At 71.2% G+C, this 13764-nt stretch carries 11 protein-coding genes; 6 read left to right on the top strand and 5 right to left on the bottom strand.

Annotation, left to right across the window (positions count from 1 at the left end):
* Positions 1–2 precede the first annotated feature (2 nt).
* Complete coding sequence (locus ACYVAG_RS00660) at positions 3–1274, bottom strand: acetyl-CoA C-acetyltransferase (RefSeq protein WP_460765225.1); 1272 nt, start codon at positions 1272–1274, stop codon at positions 3–5.
* A 113-nt stretch (positions 1275–1387) separates the two neighbouring features.
* On the opposite strand from ACYVAG_RS00660, the gene ACYVAG_RS00655 reads away from it, so the two are divergent.
* Positions 1388–2113 carry a TetR/AcrR family transcriptional regulator gene (locus tag ACYVAG_RS00655; protein ID WP_460765223.1) on the top strand — a complete coding sequence of 242 codons (726 nt, stop codon included), beginning with the start codon at positions 1388–1390 and terminating at the stop codon, positions 2111–2113.
* The gene (locus ACYVAG_RS00650; RefSeq protein ID WP_460765221.1) at positions 2110–4101 is read left to right on the top strand and encodes an acyl-CoA dehydrogenase family protein; all 1992 of its coding nucleotides are present in this window, start codon (positions 2110–2112) and stop codon (positions 4099–4101) included. The genes ACYVAG_RS00655 and ACYVAG_RS00650 overlap by 4 nt, the downstream gene beginning before the upstream one ends.
* Before the next feature lie 45 nt (positions 4102–4146).
* Here ACYVAG_RS00650 and ACYVAG_RS00645 read toward each other — a convergent pair whose 3' ends face one another.
* The 4 genes from ACYVAG_RS00645 to ACYVAG_RS00630 form a co-directional block, all read right to left on the bottom strand.
* The gene (locus ACYVAG_RS00645) at positions 4147–6168 is read right to left on the bottom strand and encodes a lamin tail domain-containing protein (RefSeq protein WP_460765219.1); all 2022 of its coding nucleotides are present in this window, start codon (positions 6166–6168) and stop codon (positions 4147–4149) included.
* Positions 6169–6281: 113 nt separating this feature from the next.
* Positions 6282–7100, bottom strand: a complete 819-nt coding sequence (locus ACYVAG_RS00640; protein ID WP_460765217.1) for a WXG100-like domain-containing protein — start codon at positions 7098–7100, stop codon at positions 6282–6284.
* Positions 7097–8140 carry a hypothetical protein gene (locus ACYVAG_RS00635; RefSeq protein ID WP_460765215.1) on the bottom strand — a complete coding sequence of 348 codons (1044 nt, stop codon included), beginning with the start codon at positions 8138–8140 and terminating at the stop codon, positions 7097–7099. Before ACYVAG_RS00635 ends, ACYVAG_RS00640 begins: the two co-directional genes overlap by 4 nt.
* Positions 8137–8550, bottom strand: a complete 414-nt coding sequence (locus ACYVAG_RS00630) for a hypothetical protein (RefSeq protein WP_460765213.1) — start codon at positions 8548–8550, stop codon at positions 8137–8139. The genes ACYVAG_RS00635 and ACYVAG_RS00630 overlap by 4 nt, the downstream gene beginning before the upstream one ends.
* A 297-nt stretch (positions 8551–8847) precedes the next feature.
* Here ACYVAG_RS00630 and rpsA point away from each other — a divergent pair, with 297 nt between their 5' ends.
* The 4 genes from rpsA (at position 8848) to ACYVAG_RS00610 (ending at position 13366) form a co-directional block, all read left to right on the top strand.
* Complete coding sequence (rpsA, locus tag ACYVAG_RS00625; protein ID WP_460766775.1) at positions 8848–10314, top strand: 30S ribosomal protein S1; 1467 nt, start codon at positions 8848–8850, stop codon at positions 10312–10314.
* A 112-nt stretch (positions 10315–10426) separates the two neighbouring features.
* Positions 10427–11035 (top strand): dephospho-CoA kinase, encoded by a 609-nt coding sequence (gene coaE, locus ACYVAG_RS00620; protein ID WP_460765211.1) that lies wholly within the window; start codon positions 10427–10429, stop codon positions 11033–11035.
* A 133-nt stretch (positions 11036–11168) separates the two neighbouring features.
* Positions 11169–12338 (top strand): PrsW family intramembrane metalloprotease, encoded by a 1170-nt coding sequence (locus ACYVAG_RS00615; RefSeq protein ID WP_460765209.1) that lies wholly within the window; start codon positions 11169–11171, stop codon positions 12336–12338.
* A complete protein-coding gene (locus ACYVAG_RS00610) occupies positions 12335–13366 on the top strand; it encodes a hypothetical protein (RefSeq protein WP_460765207.1) in 1032 nt (343 codons plus the stop codon). Before ACYVAG_RS00615 ends, ACYVAG_RS00610 begins: the two co-directional genes overlap by 4 nt.
* Positions 13367–13764 lie beyond the last annotated feature (398 nt).

The raw sequence follows: 13764 nt of genomic DNA, 5'->3' as shown, positions 1-13764 counted from the left end.
GATCACGCCTCCACGATCGCGACGACGCCCTGGCCACCGGCGGCGCAGATCGAGATCAGGCCGCGGCCCGAGCCCTTCTCCTTGAGCGCCTTGGCGAGGGTCGCCACGATGCGCCCGCCGGTCGCGGCGAACGGGTGGCCCGCGGCGAGCGAGGAGCCGTTCACGTTCAGCTTCGCGCGGTCGATCGAGCCCAGCGGGGCGTCGAGGCCCAGCTTGCCACGGCAGAACTCGTCGGACTCCCAGGCCTTCAGGGTGCAGGCCACGGTCGCGGCGAAGGCCTCGTGGATCTCATAGAAGTCGAAGTCCTGCAGTGTGAGGCCGTTTCGCTCCAGCAGGCGCGCGGTCGCGTACGCCGGGGCCATCAGCAGGCCCTCGGCACCGTGGACGAAGTCGACGGCGGCGGTCTCGGCGTCGACGAACCAGGCGAGCGGGTCGAGGTGGTGCTCGGCCGCCCACTGCTCCGACGAGAGCAGCACGGCGGAGGCGCCGTCAGTCAGCGGCGTGGAGTTGCCGGCGGTCATGGTGGCGTCGTCGCCCTTGCCGAACACGGGCTTGAGCTGGCCGAGCTTCTCCATCGACGAACCCGGGCGCATGTTGGCGTCGACGGTCACGCCGAGGAACGGCGTGACGAGGTCGTCGAAGAACCCGCGCTCCCATGCGGCGGCGAGGTTGTTGTGGGAGTTCATCGCGATCTCGTCCTGCTCCTCGCGCGTGACGCCCCAGGCCTTCGTGGTCAGGGCCATGTGTTCGCCCATCGACAGGCCCGTGCGGGGCTCGCCGGTCTTGGGGATCATCGGGGCGATGTCCTTCGGGCGCAGCTTGAGCAGCGCCATGGCGCGGTCGCGCGGCGTCTTGGCGCGATTGAGCTCGAGCAGCACGGCACGCAGGCCCTCGCTCACGGCGATGGGCGCGTCGGAGGCCGTGTCGGTGCCGCCCGCGATGCCGGAGTCGATCTGGCCGACCTTGATCTTGTTCGCGATGTAGTTGGCGGCCTGGAGGCCGGTCGCGCACGCCTGCTGGAGGTCGCACGCAGGGGTGTGGGGGTCGAGCGCGGTGCCGAGCACCGACTCGCGGATCAGGTTGAAGTCGCGGCTGTGCTTCATCACCGCGCCGCCGGCGACCTCGCCGAGGCGCTCGCCGCCCAGCCCGAAGCGGGCCACCAGGCCGTCGAGCGCGGCGGTCATCATGTCCTGGTTCGATGCCTTCGCGTATTTGCCGTTCGAGCGGGCGAAGGGAATGCGGTTGCCACCGAGGATGGCCACGCGGTTGGTCATGAGCTCTCCTGTGAGTTCGAGGTCCCCCGACGCGACTCCGCGCCGGACACGGCCACCAATCTATCCGATACGGGGGGTAGCCGGAACCCCCGGTACCTGATATTTTCTGAACCATGGTCGATGCCGACGATGCCACCGCTACGGCGACCCCGAACCCCCTCGACGAGGGCGACGGGGCCCGCGCCGACGGGCGTGCCCTGCGCTGGGCGCAACACAACGAGGCCCGCCGCAAGGAGCTCGTCGACGCCACGCTGCGCGCCATCCGCCTCCACGGCGCCGGGGTCGGCATGGACGAGGTGGCGGCCGAGGCACAGACCTCCAAGACCGTGATCTATCGCCACTTCGGCGACCGCTCGGGGCTCTATCGGGCGGTGGCCGGCAAGGTCGAGCGCCGCATCACGCGCCAGCTGCAGGCGGCGCTGGCGGCCGACACCGAGCCCCGCGCGCTGATCGGCCAGGTGACCGACGCCTACCTGTCGCTGGTCGAGGCCGACCCCGAGGTCTATCGCTTCGTGGTGCGGCCGCCGCTCATCGAGGGCCCGGTCGCCGATGCCCAGGTGCTCGACATCACCGGCCGGGTGGCCGACCTGCTCGGTGAGGCGCTCGAACCTGTCACGGGTCCCGAGCGCGCCCACACCTGGGCGACGGCCATCGTCGGCTCGGTGCACGCCTGCGCCAATCGGTGGATGTCCGACCCCGCCTCCACGACCCGCACCCGCCTGATCGCCCAGCTGACCGACCTCGCGTGGGGCGGGCTGGCGGGCGCGCGCCCGCTCACGACCGACTACGCGTCCACCCCGCACATCCCGAACCCGCACAGCGAGAGGAACGCCGGATGACCAGCATCGACCGCCCCGCGACCGCCCCCAGCACCCCGCTCGCCGACGCCCTGGTCGCCGCGACCGGCGGCCGGTGGGCCGCCACGCGCGCCGAGCTGCGCGACATCGGCGACGACGCGCCCGCGACCCCGCGTACGCAGCTGTCGATGGCCGACCATCGCGCCTGGGTCGACGAGGCGATCCAGTGGATCGCGTCCACCGGCATGCCGGCCGACGGTTTCCCGGTCCGTCTCGGGGGCCGGGGCGACATCGGCGCGTCGGTGACGGGGTTCGAGATGCTCGGCCACGGCGACCTGTCGCTCATGGTCAAGGCCGGTGTCCACTGGGGCCTGTTCGGCGGCGCGGTCGCCAACCTCGGGCTCGAGCGCCACGCCCACCTCGTGCCGTCGATCGTCGACGCGAGCCTGCCCGGCTGCTTCGCGATGACCGAGACCGGTCACGGCTCCGACGTCCAGTCGCTCGAGACCACGGCGACGTTCGACCGGGCGACCGATGAGCTGGTGATCCACTCGCCGACGCCGTCGGCCCGCAAGGACTACATCGGCGGGGCGGCCGACTCGGCCCGCATGGCGGCGGTGTTCGCCCAGCTGGTCGTGCCGGGCGTCGACGGGGGAGCCGACGAGCACCACGGGGTCCATTGCGTGCTGGTCCCGCTGCGCGACGAGTCGGGGAAGGCCCTGCCCGGCGTCACCCTCAGCGACTGCGGGTCGAAGGGCGGCCTGCTCGGCGTCGACAACGGGCGCATCATGTTCGACCAGGTCCGCGTCCCGCGCGAGAACCTGCTGGGCCGCTACGGCGACCTCGACGCCGAGGGCGCCTACACGTCGCCCATCGAGTCGCGTACGCGCCGCTTCTTCACCATGCTCGGCACGCTCGTGCGCGGGCGCATCTCGGTGGCCGCCGGTGCGGGCGCTGCCACGCGCTCGGCGCTCGAGATCACGACCAAGTACGCGCTGACGCGCACGCAGTTCGACGCGCCCGGCACCGACACCGAGGTCACGTTGCTCGACTATCGCACCCACCAGCGCAGGCTGATGCCGGCGATCGCGACGGCGTACGCGCTGATGTTCGCCAAGAACGACCTGATCTCCGACATGCACGACGTGCAGACCCGCCAGAGCGAGGTCGACGACCCCGGCAATCCCGAGTCCGGCCCCGACGGGCCGACCGCCGACGAGGACGCCCAGCGCCAGCTCGAGACGCTGGCGGCCGGTCTCAAGGCCTACACGACGCGGTTCGCGACCGACACGATCCAGATGTGCCGGGAATCGTGCGGTGGCGCGGGCTACATGTCGGCGAACCGCCTCACGGCCCTGAAGGGCGACACCGACGTCTTCACGACGTTCGAGGGCGACAACACGGTCCTGCTCCAGCTCGTCGCCAAGTCGCTGCTGACCAACTTCCAGCGTGCCTTCGGCTCCATGGACACCCTCGACCTCGTGCGGTTCGGCTCTCGCGCCGTGGCCGAGGCCGTGGTCGAGCGCACCTCGGGTCGCGGCCTCGTGCAACGTCTCCGCGACACGTGGACCAGCGAGCACGCGCTCACCGAGCGGGCCGAGCAGGTGCGCCTCATCACCGAGCGCGAGACCCACCTCCTGGAGACGCTCGCGCGCCGCCTTCGCCGGGCGGGAGACAAGAAGGCCGACGCGTTCGCCGTGTTCAACAACGCGCAGGACCACCTGGTCGACATGGCCACGGCCCACGTCGAGCGCATCATCCTCGAGGCGTTCGTCGCCGGCATCGAGAAGTGCGACGACCCCGACGCCCGTCGGCTGCTGGAACGGCTCTGCGACCTCTACGCCCTGACCACCATCGAGAAGCACCGGGCGTGGTACATGGAGCATGACCGGCTGAGCCCCGACCGCTCGAAGACCCTGATCACGCTGGTCAACGAGCTCTGCGCCGAGCTCCGCCCCCATGCGCTCGACCTCGTGGAGGGCTTCGGCATTCCGGACGGCTGGCTCCACACCGAGATGCCGCAGGCCTGACGCCCCGGTCGGGTCGTCAGGCCTGCGGTCAGGGTCGTCGGGCGGTCAGCGGCGGCGCAGCACCACCAGGCCGCAGACGAGCGCGACCAGTCCGGCCAGGGCGCCCTCCGGGGCGCCGGTGTCGGCCAGGCCGCCCGAGCTGTCCTTGTCGACGACCGGACCGGGCGTACGCGTGGGCACCGGCGTGCCGGTGGCGGTCGGCGTTGCGGAGGGTCCGGTCGAGGGCGCCGGAGTCGCCGTTGCGGACGGAGTGGGCGACGCGGCCGGCGCCGGGGCGCAGGTCACCGAACCCACGCGCAGCGAGTGGGTGTCGGTGTCGCCGTCGTCGGTCCAGACGGCCATGCGGCGGCCGTCGACGCAGACCGGGCCCAGCGCGAACCCCTCGTTGTTGAGGTTCGGCATGCCGGTCGGGCGCGCCACCAGGGTGGGCGAGCCCGCCCTGGTCAGGTCGAACACCGCGCTCGTGCCCTGGCAGCCGTCGTCACACATCGCCCACAGACGCTGGGTGTCGGCGTTCCAGTCGAGCGCCATCACGCCGCCCAGGCCCGGATCGAGCGTGGCGACCAGCGTCGAGGACCCGTCGGCGTGGAGGGCGAACGCGTAGACCTTCCCGGTCTCTTCGATGCCGACGAAGAACAGGCCGCCACCGTGGGCGGGGATCGCCGTGGGGTCGTACGCGCGGCCCGTGGCCGGGTCGACGAAGCCGCGCAGGGCGGCGTCCGGGACGAACTCGATGGCCTCGATGCCGGTGTTGGCGCCGACGGCCGGGATCTTCGAGGTCAGGTCCCACGACTGGGTGGCGGTGCCGCTGACGGCCGGATCGATGCGCAGGACGCGGAGCGCGCTCGTGCCCTTGGCCGCGTTGTTGCGCTCAGTGCCGACGTAGACCGCGCCGTCGTCGGCGACGGTGACGCCCTCGGAGTCCGGCGTACCGGTTCTGTCGGGGTAGTGCAGCGTGAGGGGAGCTCCTGCGGGGATCCACTGCGTGCCGTTCCAGGTGACTTTGGTGAGTGTTCCGGTGCCGTTGGTGACGGCCCAGAGCGTGGTTGCGTCGGCGAAGTCGAGGCCCGACAGGTCGCCGGTGAACGTGCCGGCGGCGTCCGCGGTGGACACGGTCGGGGCGCCCGGCCACGGCGCGGCCGCCGGGCCGGTCGGGGTCGGCGTGGGGGTCGGGGTCGCCGTGGCGCAGGCGTTGGCCGCGCCCCGGGTGACGGCCGCGCTGTGGACGAAGGCCCCGGTCCCGTCGGGGCAGCGGGCCCAGCTGGTGGGGGCGTGGGCGGTCCAGGTCCACGAGTCGACGAGTGCGCCGGTGTTCGTGAAGAGCCGGGCGGAGTCGGCGCCGCCGAGTCCGTAGTTCAGCGCGGCCTCGTCGACCAGGAGGTAACCGCGCGGCGCGATGGTGGTTCCGGCGGGCAGGGCGTACGCGTGCGTGTCGTCGTTGTCCTTGAGGACCCACCCCGACACGTCGACCGGGGTGGTGCCCGTGTTGACGAGTTCGACCCAGTCGCCGGGGACACCCGCGGTGGAGACGGTCTCGTTGATGCGGACCGTGGTGACCGCCGGGGCGGTCGGTGACGCGGTCGGCGTGGGCGATGCGGTGGGCGCGGCGCAGTCGTTGGTCGCGCCCTTGGTCGCGGTGGCGTTGGGGGTGAAAGCGCCCGTGGCGCCGGGGCAGCGGCCGTAGGTCACCGTGGCGTGGGCGGTCCACGCGTACTGGTCGACCAGCGTGCCGGACGCGTTGTAGAGCCGCGCCGACTCCTTGCCGCCGAGGCCGAACCCGAACTGCGCCTCCTCGAGCACGAGGTGCGCGCCGGGGGCGACGGTGGTCCCGGCGGGCAGGGCGTACGCGTGGGTGTCGTCGTTGTCCTTGAACACCCAGCCGGACACGTCGACCGCAGTGGTGCCGGGGTTCACGAGCTCGACCCAGTCTCCCGGCGTGCCGCCGTTGGACTCGACCTCGTTGATCACCACCCCGGTCGGATCGGCCGCGTGGGCGGGGGAGGTGAGGATCAGGGGGGTTGCGGTGAGGGCCAGGATGGCCGCACCCGCGAGGACCGAACGGTGCATGGTGACCTTTCTCCGGCGAAGCCGGCCTTCTCGGCCTCGACATCGAGGCCGAGAAGGAGCCAACCAAGGTCACACCTCACCGCGGTGTCCCCACGGTGAACATTCGGTGTCGTTCAGGCGCCCGTCGGGATCGGCTCGGTCTCGCCTGGCGCGGGTTCGGCCGCGGGGGCATCCGCGGTGGGAGTCGCGCTCTCGGCGTCGCCCTGGGTCGCGGGCGGTGTGCCGGACTCGGCGTCGCCCTGGGTCGCGGGCGGTGTGCCGGACTCGGCGTCGCCCTGGACGGGGGGAGTCCCCTCAGCCGCGGGCGGCGTCGTGCCCTCCTGGCCGGCGGGAGCGCCCTCACCCGGCAGCCTGCGCGCCGGCTGGACGAAGCCGTCGAGCATCTCGCCGACGATGCCGTACGTGGGGTTGGTGCCGGATGTCGGCTGGGTGCCGCCCTGACCCTGCACGGTCTCCATCGTCTTGTTCATCGCCATCTCGATGGCGATCTTCGCGAGCCTGCGCCACGTGGGGATCATCGCGAGCGACGCACCCATCGTGGGCCCGGCGGCCGCGTACGCCTGGAGTTCCTTGATCAGCAGCTGCACGAGTTGGATGATCGCCTGGATCTTCAGGATGAGGATCGCCGCCGCGCCGACCGTCAGCGCGCCGCCGCCGAGCTGCATGCCGGTCGTCAGGCCGGACGCCGACTTGGAAGGCCCGTCCTCCGCCGTCATGCTCTCGCGGAAGGCGTCAGCGTTGGGGCCCTCGTTGCTCTCGAGCACCTTCTTCGCGCCGGCGTCGCCCTCGTCACGTGCGTCCGACACCTTCCCGCCCATGTCGAACCACTTCTGGGCATAGTCGAAGGTCTTGGTCTCGTCGCCCTCCGGCCACTGGATGCCGAGCTCGTTGAGCAGGGTGACCAGGGGGGCGGGCAGTTGGAGGCTGATCATCGCTTCTCCTGCTGGGGGCTCAGGGGACGCAGGGTGTCCCAGATGTTGTCGTCCTTCTCGTCGGCGATCTCCTCGTCGTCGAGGTGGTCGTTGCCCTTCAGGCGCGAGGGCTCCTCGCGCCGGCGGGCTGCACTCGTCAGTGGCATGGGGGTCGCCATGGGGCCGCCGCCGGCACCTGCCACCGGAGCAGCGCCCGGGCCGGCGAGCCGACCTGAGCGCGGGTCGGCGAGGCCGCCGTTCGCCACCAGCGGCGAGGCGCCCTGCGTGGGATTGGCGCCGGCACCCGGCATGCCCTTCGAGCCGATGCCTCCGGGGCCACCCGCGCCGGAGCCGGTGGCACCGGGGCCACCCGCGCCGTAGCCGGCTCCGCCGGGGCCGCTGCCGTAGCCGGCTCCGCCGGGGCCGCTGCCGTAGCCCGCTCCGCCGGGGCCGCTGCCGTAGCCCGCTCCGCCGGGGCCGCTGCCGTGACCGGCGCCTCCGTAGCCACCGCCGCCGTGGCCCGCGCCCGTGCTCGGGTCGACGCCCGCGGCAGACGTGCCGCCGCCCTTGAACTCGTCGCCGAGGTCAGCCCCCCGACCGAACGTCGGGTCGGTGAAGTCAGGACCGTCAGAGCGGTTCCGCGCGCCGAAGTCGTGGCCGCCGGTCGGCGTCCCGCTCGACCCGGTGTTCCAGTCGTGCTGTGCGCCAGCGGTGCTGTAGGGGTTCTGCAGGTCGACGCCGCGGGCCTTCGCGGCGTTGCCGGCCTCGGTGGAGTCGTACTGCGTCCCGCTGTTGCGCAGGGCGCCCGCGTGGTCGTCGTAGGATCCGCCGAGCTCGCCGAGGCACTTCCCGACATAGCCGATGGCCACCGCGTACATCGGGTTGGCGAACTTCCCGATGGTGTCGGTCCTGCCGAGCACGCCAGGGTCGGACACCTCGCCGAGGAAGGTCTCGACCTCGCTGTTGAGGCCGCCGCCGGCCGCTTCGGTGGTGTTCGCCCCGGCGCGGTAAGCGTCGGTGTCGGCGGTGATGCGCTTGCTGGTCAGGTTGTCAGTCGTCATCGGCGGGCGTCCTTCGCGGTCTTGCGCATCATGGTCTCCATGGTCGACAGGTAGGTCTCCAGGCTGCGCTGTGCCTCCCTGCCGATGGCCTCGAGCTCGGTGGAGAGCTTGTGGAGGTCGGTGTCCTCCTGGGCCTGGATGCCGGTCACGACGGCGCGGTCGTGCTCGTCCAGCGCCGCATTCATGGCCTTGACGATCAGTTCGCCGATCTCGTCGGGATCCATGCCGAGCACGTGCTCTCGGAACTCCACGCGTGTCGCGCGACCGCGGGTGATGTGGACCCCGACCTCGTGGCCGGGGGATCGGCCCACGACGGTGGTGTCGGGGCGGACGGGCATTTTCTGGGGTGGGTGGGCAGACGTCTCGACGGCGTCAGCCAGGGCGTCGAACGCCTCGGTGATCGAGCTCATACATGTAAGACTAAGCACACGGCGGGTCGCGGTCAGGCCACCCGTGGGCGATCTTTCGGGGAACACCGGGTGACAATCGTCGGCGTACGCTCCGGCCGTCGCGCGGACCCCACCGGGCAGGTCCGCGTGCTCCGGGCCCGGATTGACCCCCCACCGCCGCGCGGATAGGCTGGACGGGCGCTGTGGCCTGCGTGCTCCTCGGACAGAGCAGGGGAACGCTGTCGGCTCGTTTCCATCGAATCCCGGCAGGGTCGCGGCGTGCCGCAATCCCACATCCATCCATCGGAGCCCTACTACATGACGTCCTCCCTTGAGGCCCCCCCGCAGGTTGCAGTCGACGACCTCGGTTCGCCCGAAGCCTTCCTCGAGGCCATCGACAAGACCATCAAATACTTCAACGACGGTGACCTGGTCAGCGGCACCGTGGTGAAGGTCGACCGTGACGAGGTCCTCCTCGACATCGGTTACAAGACCGAAGGTGTCATCCCTTCCAAGGAACTCTCGATCAAGCACGACGTGGACCCCTTCGAGGTCGTGTCCGTCGGTGACGAGATCGAGGCCCTGGTCCAGCAGAAGGAGGACAAGGAAGGTCGCCTTATCCTGTCCAAGAAGCGGGCTCAGTACGAGCGCGCCTGGGGCACGATCGAGAAGGTCAAGGAAGAGGACGGCGTCGTCACCGGCCACGTCATCGAGGTCGTCAAGGGTGGTCTCATCATCGACATCGGCCTGCGCGGCTTCCTGCCTGCGTCGCTGGTCGAGATGCGTCGTGTGCGTGACCTCCAGCCCTATGTCGGCATGGAGCTCGAGGCGAAGATCATCGAGCTCGACAAGAACCGCAACAACGTGGTCCTGTCGCGTCGTGCGTGGCTCGAGCAGACCCAGTCCGAGGTCCGCCAGAACTTCCTGACCCAGCTCCAGAAGGGCCAGATCCGCAAGGGCGTCGTCTCGTCGATCGTCAACTTCGGCGCGTTCGTCGATCTGGGCGGTGTGGATGGCCTCGTGCACGTCTCCGAGCTGTCCTGGAAGCACATCGACCACCCGTCCGAGGTCGTCGCCGTCGGCGACGAGGTCACGGTCGAGGTGCTCGACGTCGACATGGACCGCGAGCGCGTCTCGTTGTCGCTGAAGGCGACGCAGGAAGATCCGTGGCAGGCGTTCGCGCGTCTCCACGCGATCGGCCAGATCGTCCCGGGCAAGGTCACCAAGCTCGTCCCCTTCGGCGCGTTCGTGCGTGTCGAGGAGGGCATCGAGGGCCTGGTCCACGTGTCCGAGCTCGCCGAGCGTCACGTCGAGATCCCCGAGCAGGTCGTCACGGTCAACGACGACGTCATGGTCAAGATCATCGACATCGACCTCGAGCGTCGCCGCATCTCGCTGTCGCTCAAGCAGGCCAACGAGGGTGTCGACGTCGCCGCTGACGACTTCGATCCCACGCTCTACGGCATGGCCGCGTCGTACGACGACCAGGGCAACTACCTCTACCCCGAGGGCTTCGATCCGGAGACCCAGGAGTGGAAGGAAGGCTACGACGACCAGCGTCTGGCCTGGGAGCAGCAGTACGCCGAGGCGCACGCCCGCTGGGAAGCCCACAAGAAGCAGGTCGAGGAGGCCGAGCAGGCCGACGCCAACGCCGAGACCTCAAGCGGCGCCTCCTACTCGGCCGGTGGCGACACCGACGAGGCCGTCACGACGGGCGAGGGCTCGCTCGCGTCCGACGAGGCCCTGCAGGCCCTGCGCGACAAGCTGACCGGTGGCGCCAACTGACGCCATACCGACGCCGACGTTCGCTGAGCGAACCGACTGAGTCGAAGTCAACCGAAGGCCCCGCTCCGGCGGGGCCTTCGGCGTTCCCCGGGCGATGGGCTTGAATGACCCCATGTCACGAGTGGGCCTCACGGGCGGCATCGCGTCCGGAAAAACGACGGTCGCCGAGCGCTGGCGTACGCACGGGGCGGTCGTCATCGACGCCGACGTGCTGGCCCGCGAGGTGGTCGAACCGGGTACGCCGGCCCTCGCCGCCATCCGCGCGCGGTTCGGGGCCGGCGTACTCACCCCCGACGGCACGCTGGACCGGCCGGCGCTCGGCCGCCTGGTGTTCGGCGACGACGAGGCGCGGGTGGCCCTGAACGCGATCGTCCATCCGGCGGTGCGCACGCGGTCGGCCGAGCTCGAGGCGCGCGCGCCGAGGGGGTCGGTCGTGGTGCACGTCATCCCGCTCCTGGTCGAGACGGGGCAGGCCGGTTCCTTCGACGAGGTGGTGGTCGTCGACGTGGCCCCGGAGGTCCAGCTGGCGCGGCTGCGAGAGCGCGACGGGCTCGACGACGAGGGCGCGCGGGCCCGCGTACGCGCGCAAGCGAGCCGCGCAGATCGCCTGGCTGCGGCGACCATCGTCATCCCGAACGACGGCGACCGGGCGACGCTCCTGCGGCGCGCGGACGAGGTCTGGGCGCGGGTGGTTACCGAATCGAGATCACGACCGGTCTGAGGGCGAGGTCCGCGTGATCCGCGCATAGGTCACGCTTGGTCTCATCATCGACCGAGGAGGACCCATGGACTGCCCGCGTTGCGGGGCCATCACGCCCGAGGTTGCGCACTTCTGCCAGCGATGCGGGCATGACATGCGCTCTGCGGACCTGGCCCGGCGCAAGTCGTTCGCCGTGAAGCCCGACGAGCCGGTGGCGTCCTTCGCCCTGGTCTCGACCATCATGCCGAGGGGGGCGTCCGAACGGCCCCAGACCTATCGGCTCGCCCTGATGATCTCCCTGACGGCCGCCCTGCTCGCGGCCATCTTCGGCGCACTGCCGATCGCCGTGCTGCTGGCGGCCTTCGCGATCCCCGTGGTCTACATCGTCTATCTGTATGACGTGAACCTGTGGGAGGACGAGCCCGTCATCGTGACCGCGCTGGCGTTCGTGCTCACCGGCCTGCTCGGCGCGGCGTTCCTCTGGGCCGTCGGCCGCTTCATCAGCCCGGTCACCGCGCCGGGCTTCGGCGGACTCGCCGGAGGAGGTGGGTTCGCGCCCCAACTCGTGCCGATGCTGGTGTGGGCGCTGCTGGTGCCCGTCATCGGTGAGCTGATCCGCCAGATCGGCCCGCTGGTGCTGGCGGCGCGGCCCGAGTTCGACGACCTCATGGACGGTCTCACCTTCGGCATCATCTCGGGCGTGGCCTTCGCCACGGCCGACACCCTCGTGCGCCACTGGGGCCTGCTGACCGGCGGCTTCGTCAACCAGCTCGACCCCGGTCTCTGGGCCTCGCTGATCTTCCTCGAGGGCTTCGTGAAGCCGCTCATCATGGGCACGGCGACCGGCATCGCCTGCGCCGAGTTCTCCGGCCTCGGCGAGGGATACGACGGGTTCAGCGCGCGCTGGGTCCGCGGCGTCGGTGAGGCCATCCTGGCCAACGTCGCGTACGCGCTGGGCATCCAGCTGCTCAGCCAACTCGCCAACCCGACCCTGCGGGTCATGCTCCAGGTGATCTGGGCGCTCGCCATCCTCGCCGTGCTGATCATCCGCGTCCGCACCGTCCTCCACCACGGGCTCATGGAGGCCGCGCTCGAGGCCCACGCCCGCCAGGGCGTCGGCGACCACGAGGGCGTCGGTGAGGGGCGCCTCGAGTTCTGCCCCAGCTGCGAGATGCCGCTGGTGGCCGGAGCCGCGTTCTGCAACGCGTGCGGCGCGAACTCGCGTACGCGGACCAAGGCACACCGAGACCGCACGCCCGTGGCGGCGACCACGGCGGCCGCGACGCCCGAGGGCGCCCACCAGAACGAGGAGGAGGGCCGATGAGCTGGGACCAGAACCAGGGCGGATGGGGCCAGCAGCCCCAGAACCCGCAGCAGCCCCAGAACCCGCAGCAGCCGCAGAACCCGCAGCAGCCCCAGAACCCGCAGCAGCCGCAGAACCCGCAGCAGGGGTGGGGTCAGCAGGCGCCGCCCCCCGGCCAGCAGCCCGGGTACGGCCAACAGCCGGCGTACGGCCAGCAGCCCGCGTACGGCCAGCAGCCTTTCGCGCCCGGAGCGCCCGGTCAGCCGCCCCAGGGTCCGGCGCCCACCTACGGGCAGCAGCCCCCTGGTCAGCAGCCCCCCGCGAAGAGGTCGAACGGCAAGATCATCGGTCTCGTCATCGGCGCGCTCGTTGTTCTCGGCCTGATCGGAGGTGCCGTGATGGCCTTCGGCCGTGGAGGATCGCAGCCGCCGGTGCCTCCGCCCCCGCCGCCACCGGTCACGGCGGAGCCGACGACGTCAGCGACCCCGACCACGGCGCCCACGACGTCGACCCAGCCCACGAGCCCACCGACGACCAAGCCCACGACCCAGCCGACGTCCCAGCCCACCGGCGGCGGGTCGGGTGCGCCGGTGGGAGGGCCCCAGTCCCTCGGTGCCGGCATCAGCTTCACGCCGAGGCCGGGCTGGTCGGTCGAACGCCAGTCCTCCGACGTCGTGATCCTCAAACACCCCAGTGGCACGGTGATCGCCCTCAGCGTGGGTCGCGTGGACGACGTGCGATCAACGACCGAGCAGATGCTGGAGGCCATCACCTCGAAGGGCGCCAACGTCCGCAAGAATCCCAGCGAGAAGATCACTGTCGGGAGCTCCAAGGTCGAGGTGATGCGCCAGTTCGCGACCATGCAGCTGTCATCGGGCGGCGGCAGCCAGGCATTCGGAGCGCTCGCCGTGGTCTCGAACCGCATCAGTGACAACGTGGGCGTGGGGATGCAGACCGTCGCCCCGAGGGCGGTGTGGGAGAGCCAGAAGCAGGTGCTCGAGGAGGCCGACTGGATGCTGAACTCGGCCTTGAAGTCACAGGTGAGCTGAGTCCATTGCGCCCCTCCGGGGCGCGATCGGCCTCGCGCGCACAAGCACATGGCGTCGCTCCGCGACGCGTACGGCCTCGCGCGCCGCATCCGGTGTCTTCGGACGCTGTTCGCAACGCGCCCCCCGGCTGGTCGGATCGGTTCCGGTCTGATCGTCGGGGGCCGCGTTGCTCCTCGGTCCTCCAGACACCGGGCGCGCGAGGCCCAAGTCCGAGCTCAGTGGGTGGACGTTCTCCGAGCGGGCGCCAGCGAGACGAGGAGCACCAGGCGGCTGAGCGAGGCCCCCGCCGGCCGAGTCGAAGCCCCACGCTGGCTGAGCGAGGCCGCCGCCGGCCGAGTCGAAGCCCCGACGACCTCGGAGCGAGCCGGGCGAATCGAGGGCGCCGGGTTCGTCACGTT

The organism is Mariniluteicoccus flavus (genome assembly GCF_054776655.1).
This window is presented reverse-complemented; position numbering and strand designations above follow the sequence as displayed.